Origin of the sequence: Rodentibacter caecimuris (genome assembly GCF_001019715.1) — a bacterium.
Lineage (GTDB): Bacteria > Pseudomonadota > Gammaproteobacteria > Enterobacterales > Pasteurellaceae > Rodentibacter > Rodentibacter caecimuris.
In genome coordinates this window covers 1,122,378-1,144,693 of the sequence record NZ_BBXJ01000001.1, presented here as the reverse complement: position 1 = coordinate 1,144,693, position 22,316 = coordinate 1,122,378, and the positions used below count along the sequence as shown (strand labels likewise).

Sequence of the window (22,316 nt, the reverse complement as noted above, 5' to 3'; positions counted from 1 at the left end):
AACTAAATTACATTTATAGCTTTTTGTACCTTTTAACACCTATTGCGTCAAATTTACGTCAAACAATCAATTCATTTTACCCTTCCCAAATTATGAAAAAGCACGGTAAACCTACCGCGCTTTTATCAACTCCTACTGAATTTGTTCTCCCTTGTACCACACCTCAACTGAACCTTGTAATTCTTCCGCTGTATCAGCACTAAAAATGTAAGGCTCACTCATATCTTCAAGAATACCTTTTTGAACTTTACTATTTAAACGATATTCCACTTTACGCATAATGAATGAAGGTGTAATATTGCCGTCTCCACTACGAATACTCGGAAACAGGAATAACAAATTTGTTACCGATTTGCTTAGGTGAATTAAATTCAAATTCAGATCGTTTAATTGCAAAATCAATATCAGCAAATTGGGGGAAAGTGTGAGCAGTAAATTAACAAAGTGCGGTCGATTTTGACCGCACTTTTTGTTATGCAAAATCCTGTGGATATTGTTTGCGGGAAAGCTCACTTTCATAAGCGGTTTTACAGTGATTTTTGTCAAAAAACAGCCCGTTAATCAGGCGATATAACACTTGCCAACGTTTTTTCGGCTTACCTTGCGTTAAAACCGCACGGCGGTAGGTGCGGCTGGATAATGTTTCATCTGCACCACCGCCCGTGAGTGCGTTAAATAATTGGTCAATCGCGATAATGACGTTATAACCCCAATTTTTTAACTTGTGTTTTACAGTTTTTGCCATTGCTCAATCTCCTGTTCAATTTGGTCTAGTTCTTCTAACGTTTGCGCTTGTTCGATATGGGTTTCAAAATTTTGCTTAATTGCAAAAAGTTTACCCATCACAATGGCGAACAAATCCGCTTTTTCGATGACTTTTTGTTTCAACTCTTCAATGTTTTTTAAGTCGTCACGACCCTTGAAGATTTCAGTTAAAATCATTTCCGGCAATTCATTTCTCGCTTCACGTTCTTGACGGTAAAAACTGTCAATCTCGGCTTGAGAATACCCTTGCAGATATTGCATTTTAAATTGATCGGTTTTGTCCGCAATGCGTTGTAAAAGGGTTGTTTTGCGTTGGGTGGTAAGTGCGGTTATTTTGGTTTTTGAAATAATCCACTCACCATCTTTTAATTCGTGAGCCGGACTGGGTTGTGGCTCAAGCAGTACTGGGGTTCCTTGTTTATCACTGATGATTTGTTTTCCTTGCTCTTGCCCCTCAAGCAACTCAATATATTTTTCTTCGCTGATTTCTATCGCGCCTTCCGGCACAAACCCGCCAAAATCATCATTAAAAAATCCGTCTTTAAAATAAATTGCCATTATCTCCATCTCCCGATTGCCAAAAATTGCAAGCGGCACAACCTCTGATTAGCGCTACCACTCTCATAGTTATACCAATATAATGTAGTGTTTGTTGATTTAGTAAGTATATTTACTCCTGCATTATGATTCTCCTCTAGAGATGTGGTGATGTTGCCAAACACTATGGGTTTACCAACAAAAGCCGCAGCCCAAGTTAATTGTTTTTGCCCAGAACCGCCCAGTCCGGAGTTAGCGCCGAAAATATCATTGAATTCAGCGAAATAAGTCTGAATCATCGTTCCGTCTGGATAGCGTCTAACTTCGAAATTACCAATTTTTTGATAGGTAAAATCTTCAAGTAATGCCAGCGTACCGCCTTTCTTCCGCAAAGAAACCGTATTAATATTTGTTCCGTTTGCTTCCCTATACATAATAGTCAGCATGTTAGTTGCGGAATGAGGATTGCCTTCAAATCTGACGTAGCGACCCGATAAATTTTTTATATTTAATCCCGTCCAATCAGAATCCTCCAGAATCATTCCCGGCGCGACAAGCGTTTTATTTGAGTAAACCGAATTCGCAAGCAATTCGATCGAGGTATTATCAGTATAATTGAGCACGACAACATCGTTACTTGTACTATTTCGTAGCCCGACAGCATATTTATTCACCCCGCTTCTTTTACCTTTAAGCAACGAATCATCCGTATCAATGACCAGATTTCCGGTCATCGTATCGCCCGATTTTGACACTCCGTTTAAGCCGTCAATGCGTTTCCAGTCACTCCAACCATTTTGATTTTTCCCTCGCGCATAAATGTGATTATCGTGATAACTGATATAAAGCTGCTGTGCGCCAAAGCCGGAGCTTCCAGTCACTATCAGCTTCCCGGCTTGTTCTATTGGATAATGTCGAGCTGATGTTGAGTTGGAATTTAAAGATTGTCCGTAAATGCCGGTAACAGCAATGCTGTTTAAATCCTCGTTTGATAATGCAAGTCCAAACGCACGTCTGTTTACATTGTTGTTAGCATTATCAGCAGCGTTTTTTGCTTCCACTCCTTTGTCATAAGCTGTTTTAACCGCAACCGAAGTTGCCACCGTATCAGATGACGCACTATTAACCGCATTGGATTTTTTGCTGTTTGGGATGTAGTTAGCCTGATTGCGTTGTACACTGTCGAGTTGGTCTTTGACGGTTTTTACCGCTTTTGGCGTTGCCGCTTGCGTTTCGCTGGTGCTGTTGGTTGCAGAATTTAATTGGACTATGCCCGCTTGCTGAAGCGTAGCTTTGGCTATCTCCGTTAGCGTGAATCCCCATCGTTGCCAATCAGCAGCATTCACTGCTCCCGGTTCCTTACTTTTATTCGCTGTTAATGCTTTATAACTTAAGTTTTTATGTTGCACAAAAGCGCCTTTAGGATAATCCTGTGTTGCTGACCATTCCGACAAACCACGCTGCATTAAGTAACCATATTTTTCATCTATTCGTTTAAATAAGTAGTTAAACCATTCCATTGGCGGAATGCCGCCTGTTTGCTCAAAAGAAATTCCCCACCCTCTTGGTAGATCGGGAAAATTATCTACTTCACCCTGTTTCGCCTCGGAAGCAAAAATGTATTCATCTGGTTTATTGTGTAATGCCATAAAGCACCTCTATTGGAGTTCAAAAATAATTTCCGTTCCGGCTTGTCGCGGAAGAATATCAAGATGATTAATTGCGTACTTGACAAAGTCTGTGGATAAACCATTATTCACGGTCACAGTCACGGTCATATTTAAATTATCTACCACTCGACAATCGACGCCGAAAATAAAACGGCACGCTTCGATGATGTTCGATAGCGTGCCTATTTGATAATTTTTAATAATTCGACATTTTATCAAGAAACGATAGTCTGCATCGGATAACCGCACAGAATCGGCGAGAGGATCTCGTTTTCGGTACCACTGTCCGCCTCCTTGTCTTGTTCTACTAAAACCCATTGCATTTTGCGCATTTTGAAAACCGAAGAACTTGCGTAACTGATAACCGTTGATAACTCGAGTTTGCCCTACATGCTTACCTACTAAATCAAGCTGATCGCCTGTTGCGGTTTCGATATTGAGGACATTTTGTAATTGATATAAATCAATAAACCCTTGTGCAATCACATTTTCTAATAGTTGGATTGTAGCAAGAGCTTTTGGTTTTCCTTGGTATTGCCAAATTAGCAAATCGGAATAAGCCATTATTCCACCTCAATACTAATATCTGCACTCAAAATGCGAGCTAATTCACGCGGTTGCAACACCACATTTTCTGCTTTCAACGCTTGTCCTTTGCGCGCAATTTTGAGCTCTTTAATCCAGAAACCACCAACTTGATTTATCGGTGAATAAAGACGTGAGAGCGAGACGGTTTGACCAATGCTGAATTTTTGAGCCGTCAGTAATCTCTTAATCTCATCTTTATCAATTTCAGTAAAATCTTCATATCGAACACAGCGCATTGAAATTTGAATATCAACAGCTACTGCGCGATCGAAACGAATTAAACGAGGCTCATTATCACGCCGAAAAGTCACTTCAGTTGAGCCTTGCAATCCCACACCCGCACCTTTGTTATAATAAATAACTTCTGCAATTTGGCTGTCTTCGCCCCCCTCTACAATGATATTGAGAGAGTGTGGTTCGACTCCTAATTTGTCACGTTGATTACTATTATTTTCAAGCGTGCGGACTTGCTCAACATCTGGCAACGCTCGGATTTTAGCTGTAATAGCCTCAGCCGAATTCGTCGCATTCTTGGTTCGGCTTACCCAGAAACGCTCTCGCAACTGCTGATCAGTTTCTTCTTCTGCACCGATTTCCGCATTTTCAAAAGTAGTTGCGCTATTAAATCCAAGAGTTACCGTTTCAATCGTTAGCTCAGTGTTTTTCGCAAGATTAAATGCGCCTAGTTGTTCACTGCGAAAATCAGCACGCGCAGAACCGTTGCTATCAAGTTGTACGTCGGCAGTCAAAACCCAGCGCACTTTATGAGGATCTGAAACGATAATACCGGCATACAGTGGTGTGTTTGGTTCACCTGTCAAAATCACTGACCGCAAATAGCTATAGCTTGCACTCCTACGCATTAATCCAGCATAAGACACTCGCTGCTCAAGCCACGTTCCAGTGGCCACATCAGGATCGAGCTGTCGATAAATATTTTCAGATAACTCCTCAATATCCATTCTAATTTGAGCGAGCAACCCCACCATCTGACCGTCTGGCGTATTTGGTGAAAGGTCAATATTTTGTCCGTATATTTCGCGAAAACCACTTTCTAACTTTGCCACAATGTTATTTAATCGCTCAATCTGGATGCCGGTTTCTGTGAGTTTTGCCATAAATACCTCTATAAATAAAAAACCGCATATAAAATGCGGTCAATTTAAAATGCAAAGTCAAGTTGTTCCATTTGGGCTAATCGTTGCCTAACTTCTTCATAAGCGCACTTTTCCTTTTTTCGCTTTTGCAAGGCCCGTCCCGCTTCACTACCACGTTTTTTAGATTCAGCTTCATTTTCTTCCAATACTTCACGTTGTTGGCGAATATTTTCCCATTTTGCGACACCAAGCGTCCAGTAATCCCATAACACTTCGTAGCATTCTTTTTGATATTCGATCAGTTTAGCTTTGATTTCCGGCTTTACTTTTGAGGGTTTAACCCCGAAAAGCCAGCCGTTTAAATAATGAAGCGGTAAACAAACGGCTTCTTGCCCGCCGCCATTTGAAGGTATGGTCATAATGACCATACCTTCGGAAAGAACCTCGTTACGCTTAATTCTGGAATGTTGGGCTTTCCAATCTAAACCGATATTTTCGGCAATTTGTTTCATCGGCACGTAAGGCTTATTTTCGTGATTAATTACTAAAATATCCAAGCCTAAGAATTTTGCTTTTAATGTCTTCATTATTACTCCTATTAAATTTTGGATAATAAAAAACCCCGAGAAAGTCATTTCTCAGGGTTATTTAGGGTGCAGAAAACCGCCGCAGGCTTAAAAAAGTGCGGTCGGTTTTGGTTGGGTTTTAATAGATTTTATTTAGCTCGCCTTTGCGGAGTTCGTGTAGCACTCTGTGCCAATTTTCTTCAAGGTAAGTGCCTTGCTCTTTGATTTCGCCTGTGGGGCGAAGGAGTATATCTCTTGCGCTTTCAATCGTTCGGCGATATTCAACGGAACAGGAATGAGCCGCTCCCGCATAGCGAGAACCAAGTATATCTAACGCAGGTTCAATGAGTTTAAGCAAGTTACGCATGGCTTCTGCCGCTTTCCATAGCCAACAAAGATCGCATAATTCCTGTTCAGTGAGTTTGAGGGTGAAAGTGCGTTCGGGCGTTGGCAAAGCAAGCTGTTTAGGCTCATTCCGGTGCATTGCTAAAAATGCTCGCAATACGATTAAATGAAATTTAGGGCTTATCCACATTGCGTAACTTAATACGAGTTCTTCGCAAGCCCATACCCCTGCATTTAATCCACCTCTGATTGATTTTTGAGCTAAGCACAAATTTGTGCTTTGGTCTTTTTCAATTTCAGAAATAAGATCTTTGGTCTGATTATTTCTAATAAAAAGGCTTGGTCTTTGGTTAGGGTTTTCTCCGCTAGCTTTGTGAAAATCATTTAAAGAGAAAAGACCGTCTAAGGTGCGAATTTGAGTATTAAGAATAGTTAAATTTGTCATAGTTTCGATTTCCTTCTGATAGAAGCCCTAATTTTGAGTTAGGGTGATCGACAGCTCAAAACTGGTCGAAACTCCAGCGGACGTATTCCCCTTTCGGGTGTTGTATTAGTCGCACTGTCGATCATTGATTACATTGTTGTTTTTGTATCATTAAATCTTGTGGTAAAGAGAAAGAGATCACAAATTTCAGATACAAAAAAATCACGCTTTCGGGGTGAATATCCTAGTTTCGATAAAGGCTTTTGAGACCTTGCAGGTAAGTCTATTGCTTTGTTTTGTTCTTGTCAATAACAAAAAGCCCTACTTATTATAATAGGGCTAAGACATCACTTTTCAGATTCTTTTATCACTATTCTTCCTGTTCTAACACCCTCTTCAAAACCCAATCTGCTTTTCTCTAAACTTTTTTCTCGTAACTCTTTATTTTTAGCAATCAAAGAGTCAGCAAGAAATGTAATTGACTTGTTGATAGAATCTATAGTGTTTTGTCTTAATTGTTTTGATACTCTTTTTATAGCATTCCTTACGCTTAGTTTAGCATTTAACTTCAATCCCAAAGCATACACTCTATATGCATTATAAAAATCATTTTGATACTCAAAAATTTCACCTTTTATTTTTAATAAATTAGCAAGATAACCTAAAGCATGGAATTCAGATTGAATTTTGACGAAACATTCATCTAAAACAGAGTGATAAAATTGAATATTATCTTTGTTTTTGTCTAACTTACTAAACAATTGTGAAACAGCGTCTAAAGATTCTATAGAGTAAGAAACTGCAACAGCCTTTAAGTAGGTAACATTATCAACCAACTGTCCAAAATTATTTACTTCAAAACTACCATATTTATTTTTTATCACCAATATGTTTCCATCATAAGAATTCACCTCATCCCAGTAGAATTCCGGATATACAGAAAATATCACTTTATTATTTAATAAGTCAATAAAATACAGCTTAAATGCATCATCTCCATCTGATCTTGCAAATTGAATTAACAGATAATTATCTATTCGTTCACTCCTCATCTCAAGCGCAGTAAATGTTCTATCAAAAATAATATTCCCATTATAATCTCGATAAGTTACATTTGTTTTTAATTCATCTGAAAATGTTTTTATCCTCAAAAAAGGATCAAATACTAACTCAATAATCTCTTCATTAGTATAATTTTTTAAATTCATATCACTAACAATATGTAACTTACGATTTATTTTTTTATTAAAATTTTGATTATGAATTACTGAGGTATTGATATTGCTCTTATTTTTTATATAAACTTCTGACTTATTAGATAAAGGTTTATTTTTTTGCCCTATATATTTCTTTATTTTTCTTACGATCCAGTAAATCAACGCAAAAGGACTACAGAAAGCCAAAATAACAATGATTATCGCAATAATATTGGTTGCGTTCATAAGTATGTTCCTTAGTAAAAAATAGAAACACCCATTCTACGAAACCCAAAATGTTTTTGTAAGTTTTAAGCCAAATTTATTTCAATTTTGAGATATAGATCGCAAATTTTTACCATAAAATTAGACTGTGTTTTAAACATCATATCGTGCAGTTTGTTGTTGTCCGTAGATATCTTGATAGCTGATAGTGATTTTTAATTGTCGCGTATCAGGATCAAAGATAGATTCATATTCTGTGATCTTAATCACACCTTCTGTTTGCAATACGTGTCGCTTAATGCGGATTTCCCAATCGCTCAGATTGACATTGTGCCCCATTTGTTCAAGCCACGGTAAGCCATGATTTAAATCTAGAAACCAGTCATTAGCAAATGACAAAAGGCGTGTTTGTACGTTCTGCGCAATCGCTTCAGATTCTGATGCATAATTCACAAAGCCTTGCCCGAATGTCCAATCATGATTTTTATCTAACCGTCTTACTCTCATTCCGGCTCTCCTGTTTTGCCTCCGCTATCGCCTGAGTGTTTGTGCGATTTGCCCGATTTACCCGCAGCCATTACATCAACATCACTTGATATAATACCTGTTGAGCTGTACTTGCCTTTTTGTTCTGTATCGCCATTATGCTCAATATTGCCTTTGATTTTAATTGAGCCATTTTCGATGCGAATATAAGTGCTGCCATCAAGCGTTTGCATTGATAAACCACCGGTAAAAAAGCTTTTAATGGATCTAGGGGTTGAACAAATACCGGGGATAAACATTGCATCTGATAGATCGTGCAATCTAAAATCAAGTGGTAAAGATGCTTCCGAGCTTTGCCACCAGCCATCAATGCAACGTTCGGAGAAAATGGCTACTCCTTCATCACCTGCTTTTAATGGAAAAGTTACCGCAAACCCTCCACCGCGCGGAAAGCTCACCGGCACATCAACCAAAGGCGGAATATCCGCACCACTTCCATCGTCCAACTGCATTTTAATTTGTACTGCAAGGGTAACGGTTTGTTTTGACGGATCAAAACTCACGACCTTTGCGGGTAATGCGGTGTGCAGATTTAAGCGATCTTGTTGGATTTGTAAATCAGTCGCCGTTTCAGGTGTTGCTAAATCTATTGAATAATTCATTTCTTTTTATCCTTTCCCTTGCTTTTGTCTGATTTACTCTTTTCTTTTTCGACTTTTTTGAACTTGCCACCGACTACGATCATTTTACTTTGCCAGTTTCCGCCTATACCATCACCACTGTGTATCAGCTTCACAACTTTGTAATCACCGTTAAAATACTCAATGATGGATTCCACTCGCACTAATCCGCCAATTTGTAATGCCGGATTAAGTAAACAAGTTACTTCTAGCCCTTCATCCGTTTGCTCCGGCGCGTTAATCATCCCTGTTTCTTGTGAGATTAAGACAGCATCATCATTCAGCACTTTGTCCTTTGGTAAAAACACCAACGAACCATCTTGAATAGACCAGTCTGCGCCATTGTTACGGGCAATTTTAGTGAGAATATCTCGGCTATTACCATTTAACACGCGTCCGCGTGGGAGCTTCCGTTGGTTAGGGATATCCACTGCGCCAGTATTAACATTTAGCATTGTTTTTTGGATTTCTTCCACAATTTGCTTGTCTGTCGCGCCCGCTTTAAGTGTAGTTTTGGCGCGGGAACGTGTATAAGCTTGATAACCATCGGCGCATTCCAGCGTTAAAATAAAATCCAATCCTTCACGCTGAATGCGTGTTTTAGTAATATCTCCAGTATAAATCTGCCTCATCTCACTATACCCAACAGACAGCGAGACTTTTTTATAGTCTTGGCTTAAAAGTTGGTTGATATGATTTCGGTTAAGATTCCACACTTGGATTCTTGCTGGGTTGGGTTTTTCATTAATGGTTTTGTCGATTTCAAACGCTACGCGGAGTTGCTCAATGCTTAGCGTTTCTTGGTCATTGCTAATATCAAGTTTCCACTGCCTACCGAACTGTATCATTATTTCTCTCCTATGTAGAGAAAACAGCGTGTTCCTAAATCACTTACGCTTTCAGGATCTAATTGAGCACCACTCTCATCTTCAAGGTAAAAATAATAGGGTTGGATTGATCGCGATAAAATCGGCACACCACAAGCAAGTGCTTGCCCTTGGCAAATTTGACGTTGATTCACCGGTTCATAAACATCCATTGCCCAGAAATTTCCTACGCTATTAAAACGCAAGGTAATTCTAATTTTCACGCCATTAAATTCTATCGTTTGTTCTTGATAGGGTGATGATGTGAGAGGGATTTGTTTCATCTTAACTATCCTTTGAAAATGTTAAAAAGTGCGGATGTTTTTTTCGGTGATTTTTCCACGGGTTGTGTCGTGCCTTGTTGGGTTTTGGTTGCCGATTGTGTCGCCGCGCGTCCACTTTTATCTTTGCCTGCGGCGGATGTACCGCTGCTTGTGGTTTGGGTTTCGACAATAAAAATCTCTCGCGCGGTAATCGTGAAAGTGGCACTGCCGTCTTGTGATTGATTGACCGCAATAGACTGTATGAGCATGTCTTTGTAAAGATGTATGCCGGTCTGAATATCAATTGTTTCTCCGGACTTTTGACTAGCGAGCAAGTCCGCATAACACTGTTGCACCCTACCATCGCCACCAAGCGAACTATCCAGCAATCCCCCCAGTGAGAAATCCGGTAAAAATGGGGCGATTTTTCGCACCCCATTAATTGCATCGCTAGCAGTTTTAATAATGCTTGCACTTTGACTAAGTACACGCCCCGCTTTAGCTAAGGTTTGAGCGGTTTTTGTTACAACATTAATCGGTAGCGGCAAACGATTTAAAAAATCAACACCTCCACGAATATTGCCAAGATATGGAATATCCGCACCAAATCCGTTATGATCGTGATCAACCATAATGCCGTTAATCGTCACCTGTTTAGGTTGAATAACTGCGTGATCTGCGATTGCCGCACCAGATTCAATAGGATTTTCAGTAATGGATAAATTCGACTGATGATCTTCACTCGAAACAACATCAAACGTAATCTTGCCAATTCGACGATTGGATACTTGAGCAAAATTAAGCATACTACCCCACAATAGGTGACAATTGATTATTAACCGCTCTCACCACTTGATCGGCAATCATCTTAGGATTTTCAGCACCTTGAATGTTTTGCGTAATGGTGATTTTGTTATTACTGTTCTTCACACTGTTATCAGCATTCGATGTTTGTCTGCTCACACCCGCGGCCGCAACTTGTGGCGCTGCTGCATAAGATGGATCAAACATCATTGCATCATAAGCTTGCGTGTTTTGACTCACCGTTCCCGTTGGCGCAGATTCATCACTACCAAACCAACCTTTCACTGTATCAACAATCGGGGCAATATATTGGTCATAGTAACCTTTCACCCAATCAAACGCCTTCCTGAACGGATCTTTAATCCAGTCTGTGACTTTATTAAAACCTTTTTCAATAACATCTAAATCAAGTTGTTCTCCGGTAAAAAGATTCCACAGCCCAATAACAAGTGCAAAACCAAGCTCAAACGGTAGTTTGATTAAATCAGTAACAAGCGATAATGTTGCACCAATCGGATCTACACTGAAATTATCAACAAAGTTTTGCCATGTGGTTTTGACCCATAAAAGCGCAGTCTTAAATGGTTTCCAAAAGTCTCCAAGTGCGGTCTCCCCACCCTCAAGATAAGTGATGAAGTCATCAACAAGTAGGAATAAAGCAGCAATTGCTGCAATCACTAAACCGATTGGGTTAGTTGCAAACGCAAGCAACATTTTGCGACTAAGCCATAACAACGCCACCCCTACAATATAAATCGTTGTTTTCCAGCCGATAGTATGCTCAACTACGTTGTCAATAGCGGCGGCAAGCTCAAACAAAAATGAAAGTACTTTGCCAAAACCATTTAATACCGTTTTTACAAACTCGTTATTTTCGGTAAACCATTTTGTAAACCGCTCAGCGAGCCGTTGAATAGAAGGGGCGATTCTGAGCGCAAGATATTCACCGATAGCGGTTAGGACTTGCGAAACTTGAGTTAATGCATCTTTAAATGCTGCAGCAGTTTCCGCATTTTCAGCATTACCTACACCAAGTGTCAGCGCATTTGCGAGTTCGATTTGCTCCCGTAATTCATCATTACCAAGACGCAAGGTTTGGATCATTGAGCCATCAATGCCGAGCTTGGCAAGCATCGCAATTTGCTCTTGCTCACTCATCTTCTGCATTTTGTCAGAAATTTCACCCAGCATTTCGCTTGAGGTTTTCACATCGCCGTTGGCTTTTTTCGCACTTAATCCGTATTGCTCAAAGGATTTAGCCCCTCGACCAATACCAGCAGCCGCTTCACCAATCACCCGGGATAATCCCTCAATTGACGATTGTGCAGCTTGAGCGGATGAGCCGTTTACCTCTGCTACTTTTCCAAGAAGATAAATCTGATTGGCAGATTCATTTGTTACGGCGGTAAGTTGTTTGATTTCATCAAGCGCATTAAGATTCGCATCAACAAAGTTTTTTACACCTATAGTCGCAGCATAAAAAGCCGCACCAAAGGCCGCAACTTTGAGCGTAGTTTTACTAATGCTAAATCCAAGCAATTCAAACTTTTCGATTAGTCCATCAGCACCGTATTTTGTCGCCCATAGGCTAATCATTTTATTGGCTAAATCGTCCGCACTTTCAGCATTTTCCTTTTCAGCTTCTGTATTTTCACCGACTGCTTTTGTGTCTTGCTCGACTGCTTTTTTCTTCTGCTCAATTGCAGATTTGAGCTTACCGATAACAACGCCAACGTGTTCTGCGCCAATACCGGTTTTTTTTAACTCTTGCTCAAGCTCTTCGCTATTTTCAATAAACCCTTCACCAAAAGCAGACAGCAATTCGTCACCTTCAATGAGTTTATTTATCCAAGCGTCTAATGCTTCATCTTGTGAGAGATTTTCGGTTTCGACCAGCAACTTTTCGAGCGATTCAATATATCCGGAAAACTCCGGCATATCTTTAACCTGTTCAGTTGCTTCATTTACCGCATCTTCAATGGCTCGTGCGAACTCACCCAAACTTTCTGCCGCTTCTTCTGTTCCGTCACCAATCGATTTAAGAAATTTCTCAAACTGTTGTATCGCTTGGCTGTCGGCATCAATTCCGATCTTAATCAATAATTCATCGAGTAGCATTGCGTTGCTCCATTTGATTCATTTCAACGATTACTTCATGGAAAGATAAAAGGTCGGCTATTGAATAAACCGACCTTAACTCATTAAGTGAACAGAAATTTTTAACAATTGGCGTAAATACGAACCAGTCAACCTTACTTTCAGATTGATTTACTTCTACATCTTGAGATTGTTCGCCATACCGTTCAGCAATCCCCCCCCACCGATAAAAAAATCAGCGAATTGATACATTAACCCCTCTTTCAATACCGGAATTAAATGGCCACGATATTGATTAAAGTGACTATCAAATCGTTCGGATAGGCGATATTGTTTGCCGTCTTGTTCACAAGATGTGTGTTTTAACACAATATCTTCTAACGCTTTCACACTTGGATCACCAAGATTAGCCAGTACGGTAGTTAGCACATTTGCACCGAGTTTTTTACCATCCCCTAAAGAAGATAAATCAACCGACTGCAACAGCTTCATCGCATTTTTCAAGGCAGTCCACGCAGCCATCGCATTAGCCGGTGTCATTGTGTAGGTAACGTTCTCAATAGTGATTTGTTTTGATTGATCCATTATTGCACCCCTTGTTCAAGGTTAATTGTCATTTGCTCAAACACAATCGTCCATGTTTGTGCATTGTAACCATTACCACGCGTGTATGGCGTTGGCGTAGTGAAGTAACCTTTTGTTGCAGTCACTACATCATCATTGATAAGATCGCGAATCGCTAAAGTAAACGGCATAAAGGTTTTAATACTGTTCTTTTGTTGATTAAACAGCTTATTCAGATAGGCGTTATCCGGTGAGTGCTGCTTGATTTTTAATGTCAACTTGCCGGATTTATCAGGGTTTGCGATAAAAACGCCTGAACCATCAGCACCAATAATCAACTGGCCCGCATCAACTTGATTCAATGCACTGATTACATCTGAACCATCCGCCCAGTCATCAATCTCTTTGCCGTCCAATAAAACGACCACTTGTTTTGGATCGAAAATTGCCATAGTTTTCCCTTAAAAAATAAGCCAAGGTTATACTTGGCTTTTGGTTAGTTATCGATTGTAATTCACGATTACATCACTTGAATGGATTGCTCCGGCTAATTTCACCGCAGTTTGAATTGGTGTTGCTCGACGCTGTTCACGGTCACTATCGGATAGCGTATCCATCGGTGCAGCCCAAACATAATAGCCTTTTTCAAGATAGTCGCCTGTGCTTAAATTGCCAAAACCGTCACCATTCCACACACCTGGAGCAAATGCGCCATTGTTGATACCTTCCAGACAGACTTTTTCCACCGCTGAAATTAAAATTGCCTGCCCTTTATCAGTGAGTGGGATTTTAGTTGGCGACTTATATAAACGTGCGAACACTTCTTTTTGAACAGCATCAGTGAACCAATCTAGAATCACAATCTCATCAGCAAATTTACCACCAATCACAGAACCTTCAGCAATCATCGCCACGTCATCAAAATAAGTGTAAACGTTTATGCCAAGGCGTTTTGCTTTCGCAAATTCGGTTGCAGTGATTTCATCTGCTGTAATAGTCGGTTGTTGCTTAAATTTAAGCGTTATCGTTGAATTATTTGCTGCGAAGTTGGTTGATAACAATCGAGCCAACGCGGAGGATGCCGGGTAAAAGTCGTTTTTATCAAACATTGCCAACGTATGATCTAAACCTGCATCATACAATTTCTTGTAAACGTTATCCGATGACCACTCTAACTGGCTTTCGCGAATGACATTCGCGCCAAACATTTTAGTGTTCGTTTGAGCATATTTGGCTGCTGCTTCCACCTGTGCATCGGTTAACTGCGCCGCAAAAGTAAAGCCATACCAGCCATTCTCAACTTCAGCCACATTAAACAAGGCTTCTTCGAGTTTTTCAGCTATGATCGAAACTTGGTTTTTACCAATTACACACTCAGCTTGACCGTCTTCCAACTTCAATAATCCACCAATATATTCACCCTCGCCCGGCTCATTGATTGCGTAAAAAATTTCCGTGTCTTTGCTTTCACCATCAGCAGTAGATTCAATGATAAAGCGATTCCCGACTGAATCATAAGTTACGCTCACATTAACAGAAAGCTCAGTCAATTTTTGCTGAATTTGCTCAGCGATCGCATTGAAATCAGCTAAACGAGAGAAATTTAAGCCTCCCACTTTTTTAATTTCAGAGCCAACCGTTACCGAAAAACGACCATTTACAACAGCTCTGAACGTTTCCAAATCATCGGAGAGCGTTGCGCCGCGTAATGCATTAGAGGTTGATGGAATAGTCACAGAATTTTTCTGCCAACGCGCAATGATTAATTGTTTCGCACGTGGGCTTTGAGCAAAAAACGGCTGAGCAGCTTTTGCCGTTTCTGAGTTTGTACCGAATAATTGCTCTACATCTTTTTGATTATTTACATAGACATATCGAGTAGTAGCATCTGTAAACACCTGACCACTTTCTGGTGTAAACAGCGCCACAATGCCAAATGATTTACGCGCAGCCGATTTCGGCACAGTATTAAGCTGCACGTTCACAATTTGAGAAATTGATAATGCCATAAGGCTTATTCTCCTATTTGTTGGGTTAAGTTGTTTGTGCGTTGTTCCACGCGTAGAATAGGATCGAGCGGTGTATCAACAATGTGATGATGGCTGAAAATGACATCAAATTGCCCTCGCTCTTCATAATCCGCCCCCACTGTAGAGGTAAGATTTCGCACATCAGAAAAGCGAATCACGCCCCAGTGTTGCGATTTAAGAAACGAGAGAAACGCAGAACTCTGAAAGATGGCTTTGACCTTGTGACATTGCGCAACAGAATTTTTACCAAAACAAGAAATGTTCACCGTACTTTGCATTGATTGTGTAATACGTTCGCGTTTTCCGTCAAAATCTCTTGTTGCCTGCCCTATTTCATTTACCGTCAATAAATCCACCGTAATGAAAGCTGGCAGATGATTTTCAGGCAGCCACCCACCAATGACTGCGCCATTAGGTAACTTCAAAGCCTGTTGAATCCACTTTCGCAGTTTCGCTGTGTCGAACGCCGATATTGTTGTAGTATCCATAATCTCCCCAGTTAGCTGCGGTTTTGATTTTGTAAGTCTCGCCGCGATACTCCACCAAATCGCCAATATGTAGCTGGCTCATCGTGTAGATTTTGATTGATGGGATATACCGCTCACCTTCCTGCAAAAGCAACACATCATTGGGCGATGCAGGAACGACAATTGCTGTCATTTTCTCATTGTGATATTCCGCACCAAATCCATCCGCCGAATGTTCGCCTTGCAAGCGTTTAACAATAACAGATTGACGAAATTTGCTGTTTTGAAATCGTGTTGATTGATTAATTAAGCTCATTTGACAAGTCCTGTAATAGATTTACGTAAATTCCCACTATCAATTAGCGGCGTACTTGAGCCTTTTATCGCTACAGTTAGAGCACTATTTGGAGCCCAAAGTTTTTTATCTCGCATTGCTTCTTTAATATCGCCTTCCGCCATTAATGCCACCAAATTCATCGCTTGCAACGGTGTTTTTCCCTGCTGAATGAACTTCGCTAATTTCGCCACGTATTTTTCTCGGTTTTCATTAATGGTTTGCTCAATAAAGGGACGCGCAGGAATAAAAACCGATTTTGCAAAAAATCTTTTCTTACCTTTTCCAAAAGCTAATGCTTTTGCTTGCTTTGGAACAATAGTGCCACCACGTTGTAAAATCATCGCCAATGTAGCTAGGTTAATACCGCCTTCCACTTGACTATTTTTCTCCGCGGGTACTCCCACATATATCGCTTTATCTTTCACTGATTTTAGTTGATCAATCAACTGCAATGCTTGATTTAATCCACCAATAATCTGTACTGCCATTTAAGCCACCATCACACCAATACCAACCAAACGGCGCAATCGCAAGTATTCTTGCCCGTACGCCGTGAGCTGATAATCCGCATCTGTACCTGTTAGTGCCGGTGCGACATAACTCACCGATAATTCACCTGCGTTTTCACTTGCGATATTACGGTTCGCACCGCCGTCCATTTCTGTAGTCCAGAGAGAAAGACGTAATAAGTGGGCTGCCAATGCCAACACGCCACGTTGATAGAGCTTCCCCCATCGCACTTGACTTACTTCCATTTTTGCATCTAATAAAAAAAGATCGATTCGGTTATGATCGATCTCTTCAAATTCGGGATAGCGCAGGGTTAAATTATAAGCTTCTACTGTTGGCATTGTTTACTCCTAATAATCAATATAAAGAGCAGCATCAGGTTCTTTAAAGTTAACTCCACCAAATACCATTGTTAGACCGGATTGATAAGTCACTAAATCTTTTTTTTCTGCACCGATTACTGTCGGGGATTTCGGTACGTTCATTTCGACATAGTTTTTATCATTGGTATAAACAATCGCACGCGTTTTGCCTTCACTTGCAATTTTGCCAAAGTTAGACGGTAAAGCTTCAATTTTGATTGGCTTACCTGCCGCACCTTGTAACTTTTCTTCCAACCATTCAAGGGCCGATTTATCCGAATTTGGACGTTCTAATAAAGCAAGGTGAGCTTTATCCGCGCTGTCAATAGCAAAGGTATCCGGCACAGCAATACGATAAGTCTTCTCTACCGAGCGCAAGAAAATTTCTTCAAAGAAATCGACTGCTTTTTTATAATCTAAATCACCTACTTTGCCCTTGGTTGTCGGCTTGTAAACTTCAATCTTGTCTGAATTTAGTAAGCCTTGTAATCGGGTATCTCTTGCGTGGCCTAAAAACGCCACTTTTTGCAAGGTTTGATGTGCGTTTTGGTTAAGGGCATAGAGTTTTTCTGTATTCACGGAAACCCCTAATGCTGCCGCTTTTTTCAACTCAAATTGGTGCCATTCAACCAATTTCATCCAAGTGACCAACGGCACTTTGGTATGATTGAAGGTAACGCCAACTTGATCGAATACGCTGGTATTCAGAGAAATCAAGCCGCTATCTAAATCACCAGTAACATCTGAGCTAAAACTCAAAATTTCATCGGCAAGTTCACTACCACTTGAGTTAATAAAAACAAATTTTGGAAACACAATATCAGGATATTTAGTACGGTTAATTCCGCTTTGCACTTCGGTTAATGCCGAGCGTAGCACGTTAATATGTGGCATAAATTTTTTACCTCTTGTTAATAATGTTATAGACGAGTGATCTCAGCAATGCCGTCGGCAACCGTAATCACGGTATAATCGGTTGTAATGCCGTTTGCTTCATCGGCTTCCGCCTGAATCGTACCGGGTTCTTTTTCTCCGTTTTTTGTCGCAACCACAACGACTTTATTCCCTCGCTCAACAGTTGCGCCTTTGGCAATTTCAACCCAAATGCTGTCCGCCGTGCCAATATGCATGACATCACAAAGCTCACCTTTTGGTGTTTCATCTTTAATCACATTGCGAACAACAACGCCAGCAAGAGTATCTGTTTTGGCTGTTAATACTTTGACACCATTTGCAGATAACGCAACAAAACGCCCGGCAAGCAACGGTGTTTCTCCGTCATTCATATAAGCAATAGATTTAGAATTGGCTAACCCGCCTTTTCCGATATTTCCTGCGGTAGCAACCGCCGTATTAAGTGCAAATGCCATTATTTTGCTCCTTCATTGTAAGTGTTGAAATCAAACGATTTTGCCACCGCATTGCCATCTTTTAATAGCACGCTGCCTAATGATCGTTCGGCTAATTTTTTTGCCGTTGCTTTGGCGGCTTGATAAGCTCCAGCCATTTCAGCATCGGATAATTTCGCTGCTTCATCTTTGGCAAAAATACCTGTAGAAATGACAGCACTTTCTTGAATTTCACGCACGGTTGCGGAATCGGCAAATTTCACTTCAGCAAAGCTTGCTTTCGCATCGGTTAAAAGCTCAATACGTTTTTGTTCGCTTTCCGTGTTTGCTTTGGCATCTTTTAGCTGCTTGTTTTCCGCTTCCAGCTCATCAATGCGTTTTTGTAAGTCGGCATCTGCCATTTTTTTCTCCTTCTCTTCTTCGTTTTTTTCTTCCGGTTTCGCTTTAGGATCTTCAGGCTTTTTACCTTCTTCCGGTTTACCCTCTTTCCCTTGCTCTTCATCTTCTTCAATCTGCTTTTTCTGTTCGTCTGATAACTTAATACCGAACGCACCTAAAAATGCATCAATGAATTTTTCTGTTTTACTCATAAATGTTTTATCCTCATCGGCAAGTTTGACTTCTCCACCGCAGCGACCCTTTGCCACAATCGCTACATGGTTGCCGATCATCGGCGACATCTCAAAATCTGCATCTTGCACAGTTGACGGTTTAATGTCGCAATCGTACCCGCAAGATAATTGTTCAACCCCCTGCTCCTGCACGGTTTTAATGGCATTTTCATCATAAATCCATGCTTCCGCTGTTAACTCATCGCCAACACGTTTTACGTTACGAACCACGCCCACAGAAAGCTGTTTCCAGTTTTTCGCATTCACATCTTCTTTCGGGTGACCAATGGTCAAAGTGGCATTCTCGAAACTTTTGATTGTTTCATCGCTAAACAAGGATTTTTCTGTTCGAGCGACTTTCTTAATGCCATCTTCTTTCAAGCCAAGCTCCGTTGCCAAATAATCAAATACTCCCACCTTGGAAATTATTGCCGGCACGACTAAAAAACCATCTTTTGTGATGGTTCGCTGTGTTTTGGCTTGTTCTGTTTTATCTGTGAATTTCATTATTTTCTCCAATAAAAAACCCGCCAATTCAAGCGGGTTATAAAAATTCAACAAAAAGACCGAACTGTATTGTGACAATTCGACCGTATTGGATAAATTTACTGCATTAATTCTTCTGTTTCTGCCTCTGAGATTAATTTATCCATTTTTTCCACAGCTTCATCAAAGCTTACATCGCCAGTAAAACGCTTTTGAACCCGATAAAGCACGGCCTCTCGTGTACCAAATTTTGTTTCTGCAGTAAGCAATTGATACATCCACATCATTAAGTATTCAGATCGCTTAATATTTTCACTATTCATGTGGCGATCGAGGTTTCTTTTATAAATATCAGGGTCAGTATATTCTTTGCGCATTTAAAGCTCCTGTAACTCAATGAGCAGATACTCTTTTTTTTGGGTTCGTTTAAGCACTTTAAATTTTGTTCCTGATCTAAATAATACCTCATACTCTAACGGGAGAATACTTATTTTCTCAATAATCTTACCGTTCTTACTATGAATAAGAAGTCTATGAGGACGTGCAGAATCAAACCGCTCAAATTCATCACGACTTGAGCTTACAAATCCTTTTTCAGTAACAATTTCACCAACAGAGTATAGTGCCAACACTTTCTCTGGCAAATCAACATCACGCCATACCTTACCTTTATAAGACGGTAATTTATTTAATGCACGGTTTAAGATCCTGGCAAATGATAATGTTTTTAAGCTAGGTTTGTTACTGCGCAAGTCAGCGTTAATTTGTTGTGCGGAATGTCCTGTATATTCTCGCAATATCACCGCTTCAGGTTTAGATAAGTTACGGTTCTTTACAAATGATAATGCAACATCGTCTTTAGCAATTTCCTTAGCCTGAAAATCAAACGCCTCTATTGCAATCGCCTTACCGGCATCTTGCTTCTCCAACTGCTCATTGATTTGCTTTTCGTGCACCTCATCAAACACGGCAATCTGAACACATCGGCAGTTTATATCATGCCCTGGATGTCCGGTATCTTCAGGTGGATTAGCATATTCAAAAATCTGCCCATCTTTTTCAGCATGATTATCTCGCACACGCTCATCACCCGCAGTGCTCCACATATACTTTTTAACACCCAAATCTTCGTGGCGAGCCTGTGTCAATGCAGCATTAAATTTTGATGTCTGATCTCGTGCAATTAATGCAGCACGCTTTTCAGATACTTTTGCGATTTCCTTAATTTGAGCGGCTAAATCCTTAATATCCCCACCGGATAAAACAGACTGGGTCACCGCATTGTTGATTTTGTTTAAATAATCTGAATCTGCCTGCAAATTAGAAATAAGAGAAACGTTCCATAATTGCGTCATCTCCAACTTCTCTTTGATATTCGGGCTATTGTTTAAATACGCTGCTAAATCAACGCCTGTTTGATTTTTAAGATTTGTTGATACTTCCCTTTGGTTTTGGATATTTCCACGGCTTACAAACCCTTGAGCGATGTATTCAGCCTCAGAAGTGCGGTCTTTTTCTTGGTATTTTTTCAGGTAATCCAATAAAGCCTGTTTACTGATCGCCTGGAACCCATCAGCACTATCCATAAAAAAAGGACTTTGCGGTCGTTGCAAAGCCCTTTCAATGTTGCTCGTCATATTTTTGACGAATACCTTAAGCTGTTGATGATACCAAATTTCTGTCCGCTTACTGCTCTTAACCGGCTTGAATTTCCGTGCCTTCCATCTCTTCTGATTTTTCAAAATCTCCGGCAAATTCATCAACATTATTCATATCCTCAATATCTTCGGCAGAAATATTAGCAAACAAGCCACTTTCCTTAAGTTCGTTTGCTATCTGATTTTCGGTTAATATCCCATTTTGAATAAAGACATTGCTCGCACTTGCAAAGGTATTCAACATATTGATTTGTTGTTCTTGAGTGAGTTCTTTCAGCGGTACAAATTCAAACCACCAATCTTGCGGATAGTTTCCGAATGCCATATTGCACAACAAAGGATCTATACGTTCTAACACGGGTCGTAATCGCTCTTCTTGCAATCGGTGTACACTTTCGTGATAGTTATCAATGTCTTCTTGACCACTTGCGAATCCAGCCGCACTTTGCCCGAATAAAATCGTAACCGGCATATCCGCAGCACCGGCTACGGCATTACGAAATTCAACCAACAGATCTTTCAATCCGCCAAAGCTAAGCTCTTTTTGTTCGTATTCATTTTCAGGGTCAAGAAGTAGGCTATTTGTCGCAGATTTAATATCTTGAACAGCACTAATTGCTTTCGCTACATCAGCTTCCATACCAGCACTAATTTTGTCGGAAAGCCCCGCTATCTTGAAAATATCAATTTTGCTCTCGTATATTAAATCGCCGATATTTTTACTTGCACCATCAAATCGTTTTAACACTTCAATTACGGCTTCTAAATCAGAAATCCCCCAAATATCTTCATCAGATAAGGGGGATTTGGCCGCATTTAAAATAACTAATCTTGAGTAATGTACACTTAATGCACCATTAATTTGATAGTAAGAATAACCTGAAAAATTAGGCGAGAGTACATCTTCATCTTTCTCCCCGTAAGGCGATATTTTCCATTTGGGCAGAATAACTAACCGCTTAATTTGCTCTGTTGGTTGTAGTGGAACATTCAAATTTAGCGTATCGGTAACGATTAAAATTGCCACAGAGCCATATAAGCTTGACCACGATAACGCTTCACCGAGGATTTCACGCAATTTTAGTTTCCGTTCTAACTTTTCGAAGGCTTCAAGTTGCTCTGCCTCTAAATCGTTTGAGTACACATCACGCCAACGGCGAACCATGTCTTGTGGGCGTTTTATGCAAATTTTACGGGCAACCCAATTTTCAGCCCATAGTGCATTAAGCTGTTCTCTATCTTCGGTAAGTGTAGAGCTTCTAACATAGGTGGTTTTTTCCTGTTTTACACCGAGTTTTAAAGCAAAAGATTGTAAATTGTCATTAATTTTCAT

General features: G+C 40.2%; 28 protein-coding genes. All 28 read right to left on the bottom strand.

The window, feature by feature from the left end; all coding sequences use genetic code 11:
• Positions 1-132: 132 nt before the first annotated feature.
• The 28 genes from PNEUHYL_RS13420 to PNEUHYL_RS05475 all read right to left on the bottom strand — a co-directional run bounded on the left by PNEUHYL_RS13420 (position 133) and on the right by PNEUHYL_RS05475 (position 22,316).
• The gene (locus PNEUHYL_RS13420; RefSeq protein WP_069029799.1) at positions 133-480 is read right to left on the bottom strand and encodes a hypothetical protein; all 348 of its coding nucleotides are present in this window, start codon (positions 478-480) and stop codon (positions 133-135) included.
• Positions 473-745, bottom strand: coding sequence for a hypothetical protein (locus PNEUHYL_RS05605; RefSeq protein WP_059366240.1), 273 nt, complete (start codon positions 743-745; stop codon positions 473-475). The genes PNEUHYL_RS13420 and PNEUHYL_RS05605 overlap by 8 nt, the downstream gene beginning before the upstream one ends.
• Positions 730-1,332, bottom strand: coding sequence for a hypothetical protein (locus PNEUHYL_RS05600; protein ID WP_018357014.1), 603 nt, complete (start codon positions 1,330-1,332; stop codon positions 730-732). Before PNEUHYL_RS05600 ends, PNEUHYL_RS05605 begins: the two co-directional genes overlap by 16 nt.
• Positions 1,323-2,951, bottom strand: coding sequence for a pyocin knob domain-containing protein (locus PNEUHYL_RS13710; RefSeq protein WP_059366239.1), 1,629 nt, complete (start codon positions 2,949-2,951; stop codon positions 1,323-1,325). The genes PNEUHYL_RS05600 and PNEUHYL_RS13710 overlap by 10 nt, the downstream gene beginning before the upstream one ends.
• A 9-nt stretch (positions 2,952-2,960) precedes the next feature.
• Positions 2,961-3,536 carry a DUF2612 domain-containing protein gene (locus tag PNEUHYL_RS05590; protein WP_059366238.1) on the bottom strand — a complete coding sequence of 192 codons (576 nt, stop codon included), beginning with the start codon at positions 3,534-3,536 and terminating at the stop codon, positions 2,961-2,963.
• Positions 3,536-4,678: a baseplate J/gp47 family protein gene (locus PNEUHYL_RS05585; protein WP_059366237.1), complete on the bottom strand. Its 1,143-nt coding sequence runs from the start codon at positions 4,676-4,678 to the stop codon at positions 3,536-3,538. The genes PNEUHYL_RS05590 and PNEUHYL_RS05585 overlap by 1 nt, the downstream gene beginning before the upstream one ends.
• Before the next feature lie 44 nt (positions 4,679-4,722).
• Positions 4,723-5,244 carry a phage antirepressor N-terminal domain-containing protein gene (locus PNEUHYL_RS05580; protein WP_059366236.1) on the bottom strand — a complete coding sequence of 174 codons (522 nt, stop codon included), beginning with the start codon at positions 5,242-5,244 and terminating at the stop codon, positions 4,723-4,725.
• A gap of 118 nt (positions 5,245-5,362) precedes the next feature.
• Positions 5,363-6,013: a P22AR C-terminal domain-containing protein gene (locus PNEUHYL_RS05575; RefSeq protein ID WP_059366235.1), complete on the bottom strand. Its 651-nt coding sequence runs from the start codon at positions 6,011-6,013 to the stop codon at positions 5,363-5,365.
• 326 nt (positions 6,014-6,339) lie between these two features.
• A complete protein-coding gene (locus PNEUHYL_RS05570) occupies positions 6,340-7,434 on the bottom strand; it encodes a hypothetical protein (RefSeq protein ID WP_059366234.1) in 1,095 nt (364 codons plus the stop codon).
• A gap of 132 nt (positions 7,435-7,566) precedes the next feature.
• Positions 7,567-7,920, bottom strand: a complete 354-nt coding sequence (locus PNEUHYL_RS05565; protein WP_059366233.1) for a contractile injection system sheath initiator — start codon at positions 7,918-7,920, stop codon at positions 7,567-7,569.
• Positions 7,917-8,561, bottom strand: coding sequence for a Gp138 family membrane-puncturing spike protein (locus tag PNEUHYL_RS05560; protein WP_059366232.1), 645 nt, complete (start codon positions 8,559-8,561; stop codon positions 7,917-7,919). The genes PNEUHYL_RS05565 and PNEUHYL_RS05560 overlap by 4 nt, the downstream gene beginning before the upstream one ends.
• Entirely contained in the window at positions 8,558-9,427 is an 870-nt protein-coding gene (locus PNEUHYL_RS05555; protein ID WP_059366231.1) for a phage protein, read from the bottom strand. Before PNEUHYL_RS05555 ends, PNEUHYL_RS05560 begins: the two co-directional genes overlap by 4 nt.
• A complete protein-coding gene (locus PNEUHYL_RS05550) occupies positions 9,427-9,729 on the bottom strand; it encodes a phage baseplate plug family protein (protein ID WP_059366230.1) in 303 nt (100 codons plus the stop codon). Before PNEUHYL_RS05550 ends, PNEUHYL_RS05555 begins: the two co-directional genes overlap by 1 nt.
• A 5-nt stretch (positions 9,730-9,734) precedes the next feature.
• A complete protein-coding gene (locus PNEUHYL_RS05545) occupies positions 9,735-10,514 on the bottom strand; it encodes a phage baseplate protein (RefSeq protein WP_059366229.1) in 780 nt (259 codons plus the stop codon).
• A gap of 1 nt (position 10,515) precedes the next feature.
• Positions 10,516-12,630 carry a phage tail tape measure protein gene (locus tag PNEUHYL_RS05540; RefSeq protein WP_059366228.1) on the bottom strand — a complete coding sequence of 705 codons (2,115 nt, stop codon included), beginning with the start codon at positions 12,628-12,630 and terminating at the stop codon, positions 10,516-10,518.
• Positions 12,631-12,786: 156 nt separating this feature from the next.
• On the bottom strand, positions 12,787-13,194 hold the full coding sequence (locus PNEUHYL_RS05535; RefSeq protein WP_059366227.1) for a phage tail assembly chaperone: 408 nt from the start codon (positions 13,192-13,194) through the stop codon (positions 12,787-12,789).
• Entirely contained in the window at positions 13,194-13,625 is a 432-nt protein-coding gene (locus PNEUHYL_RS05530) for a phage structural protein (RefSeq protein ID WP_059366226.1), read from the bottom strand. The genes PNEUHYL_RS05535 and PNEUHYL_RS05530 overlap by 1 nt, the downstream gene beginning before the upstream one ends.
• A 48-nt stretch (positions 13,626-13,673) precedes the next feature.
• Complete coding sequence (locus PNEUHYL_RS05525) at positions 13,674-15,182, bottom strand: DUF3383 domain-containing protein (RefSeq protein WP_059366225.1); 1,509 nt, start codon at positions 15,180-15,182, stop codon at positions 13,674-13,676.
• Between the two features lie 5 nt (positions 15,183-15,187).
• Positions 15,188-15,691 (bottom strand): phage neck terminator protein, encoded by a 504-nt coding sequence (locus PNEUHYL_RS05520; RefSeq protein WP_239690349.1) that lies wholly within the window; start codon positions 15,689-15,691, stop codon positions 15,188-15,190.
• Entirely contained in the window at positions 15,615-15,986 is a 372-nt protein-coding gene (locus tag PNEUHYL_RS05515; RefSeq protein ID WP_059366224.1) for a hypothetical protein, read from the bottom strand. Before PNEUHYL_RS05515 ends, PNEUHYL_RS05520 begins: the two co-directional genes overlap by 77 nt.
• Entirely contained in the window at positions 15,983-16,495 is a 513-nt protein-coding gene (locus tag PNEUHYL_RS05510; protein ID WP_059366223.1) for a hypothetical protein, read from the bottom strand. The genes PNEUHYL_RS05515 and PNEUHYL_RS05510 overlap by 4 nt, the downstream gene beginning before the upstream one ends.
• Positions 16,496-16,858: a DUF4054 domain-containing protein gene (locus PNEUHYL_RS05505; RefSeq protein ID WP_059366222.1), complete on the bottom strand. Its 363-nt coding sequence runs from the start codon at positions 16,856-16,858 to the stop codon at positions 16,496-16,498. It abuts the gene before it with no gap.
• Between the two features lie 9 nt (positions 16,859-16,867).
• A complete protein-coding gene (locus PNEUHYL_RS05500) occupies positions 16,868-17,773 on the bottom strand; it encodes a major capsid family protein (RefSeq protein ID WP_059366221.1) in 906 nt (301 codons plus the stop codon).
• Between the two features lie 26 nt (positions 17,774-17,799).
• Complete coding sequence (locus tag PNEUHYL_RS05495; protein WP_059366220.1) at positions 17,800-18,249, bottom strand: structural cement protein Gp24; 450 nt, start codon at positions 18,247-18,249, stop codon at positions 17,800-17,802.
• Positions 18,249-19,346, bottom strand: a complete 1,098-nt coding sequence (locus PNEUHYL_RS05490; protein ID WP_059366219.1) for a DUF2213 domain-containing protein — start codon at positions 19,344-19,346, stop codon at positions 18,249-18,251. The genes PNEUHYL_RS05495 and PNEUHYL_RS05490 overlap by 1 nt, the downstream gene beginning before the upstream one ends.
• A gap of 98 nt (positions 19,347-19,444) precedes the next feature.
• Entirely contained in the window at positions 19,445-19,702 is a 258-nt protein-coding gene (locus PNEUHYL_RS05485; protein WP_059366218.1) for a hypothetical protein, read from the bottom strand.
• Positions 19,703-21,091: a phage minor head protein gene (locus PNEUHYL_RS13415; protein WP_059366217.1), complete on the bottom strand. Its 1,389-nt coding sequence runs from the start codon at positions 21,089-21,091 to the stop codon at positions 19,703-19,705.
• Positions 21,021-22,316: an anti-CBASS protein Acb1 family protein gene (locus tag PNEUHYL_RS05475; RefSeq protein ID WP_059366216.1), complete on the bottom strand. Its 1,296-nt coding sequence runs from the start codon at positions 22,314-22,316 to the stop codon at positions 21,021-21,023. Before PNEUHYL_RS05475 ends, PNEUHYL_RS13415 begins: the two co-directional genes overlap by 71 nt.

Bases quoted from the DNA above. Each gene is read 5' to 3' on its own strand.
- PNEUHYL_RS05605 (WP_059366240.1), bottom strand. From the start codon at position 745: ATGGCAAAAACTGTAAAACACAAGTTAAAAAATTGGGGTTATAACGTC.
- PNEUHYL_RS05540 (WP_059366228.1), bottom strand. From the start codon at position 12,630: ATGCTACTCGATGAATTATTGATTAAGATCGGAATTGATGCCGACAGC.
- PNEUHYL_RS05580 (WP_059366236.1), bottom strand. From the start codon at position 5,244: ATGAAGACATTAAAAGCAAAATTCTTAGGCTTGGATATTTTAGTAATT.
- PNEUHYL_RS05545 (WP_059366229.1), bottom strand. From the start codon at position 10,514: ATGCTTAATTTTGCTCAAGTATCCAATCGTCGAATTGGCAAGATTACG.
- PNEUHYL_RS05475 (WP_059366216.1), bottom strand. From the start codon at position 22,316: ATGAAAATTAATGACAATTTACAATCTTTTGCTTTAAAACTCGGTGTA.
- PNEUHYL_RS05565 (WP_059366233.1), bottom strand. From the start codon at position 7,920: ATGAGAGTAAGACGGTTAGATAAAAATCATGATTGGACATTCGGGCAA.
- PNEUHYL_RS05590 (WP_059366238.1), bottom strand. From the start codon at position 3,536: ATGGCTTATTCCGATTTGCTAATTTGGCAATACCAAGGAAAACCAAAA.
- PNEUHYL_RS05490 (WP_059366219.1), bottom strand. From the start codon at position 19,346: ATGAAATTCACAGATAAAACAGAACAAGCCAAAACACAGCGAACCATC.
- PNEUHYL_RS05555 (WP_059366231.1), bottom strand. From the start codon at position 9,427: ATGATACAGTTCGGTAGGCAGTGGAAACTTGATATTAGCAATGACCAA.
- PNEUHYL_RS13710 (WP_059366239.1), bottom strand. From the start codon at position 2,951: ATGGCATTACACAATAAACCAGATGAATACATTTTTGCTTCCGAGGCG.
- PNEUHYL_RS05600 (WP_018357014.1), bottom strand. From the start codon at position 1,332: ATGGAGATAATGGCAATTTATTTTAAAGACGGATTTTTTAATGATGAT.
- PNEUHYL_RS05550 (WP_059366230.1), bottom strand. From the start codon at position 9,729: ATGAAACAAATCCCTCTCACATCATCACCCTATCAAGAACAAACGATA.
- PNEUHYL_RS05505 (WP_059366222.1), bottom strand. From the start codon at position 16,858: ATGCCAACAGTAGAAGCTTATAATTTAACCCTGCGCTATCCCGAATTT.
- PNEUHYL_RS05520 (WP_239690349.1), bottom strand. From the start codon at position 15,691: ATGGATACTACAACAATATCGGCGTTCGACACAGCGAAACTGCGAAAG.
- PNEUHYL_RS13415 (WP_059366217.1), bottom strand. From the start codon at position 21,091: ATGTTGATGAATTTGCCGGAGATTTTGAAAAATCAGAAGAGATGGAAG.
- PNEUHYL_RS05495 (WP_059366220.1), bottom strand. From the start codon at position 18,249: ATGGCATTTGCACTTAATACGGCGGTTGCTACCGCAGGAAATATCGGA.
- PNEUHYL_RS05535 (WP_059366227.1), bottom strand. From the start codon at position 13,194: ATGGATCAATCAAAACAAATCACTATTGAGAACGTTACCTACACAATG.
- PNEUHYL_RS05515 (WP_059366224.1), bottom strand. From the start codon at position 15,986: ATGAGCTTAATTAATCAATCAACACGATTTCAAAACAGCAAATTTCGT.
- PNEUHYL_RS05570 (WP_059366234.1), bottom strand. From the start codon at position 7,434: ATGAACGCAACCAATATTATTGCGATAATCATTGTTATTTTGGCTTTC.
- PNEUHYL_RS05485 (WP_059366218.1), bottom strand. From the start codon at position 19,702: ATGCGCAAAGAATATACTGACCCTGATATTTATAAAAGAAACCTCGAT.
- PNEUHYL_RS05585 (WP_059366237.1), bottom strand. From the start codon at position 4,678: ATGGCAAAACTCACAGAAACCGGCATCCAGATTGAGCGATTAAATAAC.
- PNEUHYL_RS05510 (WP_059366223.1), bottom strand. From the start codon at position 16,495: ATGGCAGTACAGATTATTGGTGGATTAAATCAAGCATTGCAGTTGATT.
- PNEUHYL_RS05500 (WP_059366221.1), bottom strand. From the start codon at position 17,773: ATGCCACATATTAACGTGCTACGCTCGGCATTAACCGAAGTGCAAAGC.
- PNEUHYL_RS05575 (WP_059366235.1), bottom strand. From the start codon at position 6,013: ATGACAAATTTAACTATTCTTAATACTCAAATTCGCACCTTAGACGGT.
- PNEUHYL_RS05560 (WP_059366232.1), bottom strand. From the start codon at position 8,561: ATGAATTATTCAATAGATTTAGCAACACCTGAAACGGCGACTGATTTA.
- PNEUHYL_RS05530 (WP_059366226.1), bottom strand. From the start codon at position 13,625: ATGGCAATTTTCGATCCAAAACAAGTGGTCGTTTTATTGGACGGCAAA.
- PNEUHYL_RS05525 (WP_059366225.1), bottom strand. From the start codon at position 15,182: ATGGCATTATCAATTTCTCAAATTGTGAACGTGCAGCTTAATACTGTG.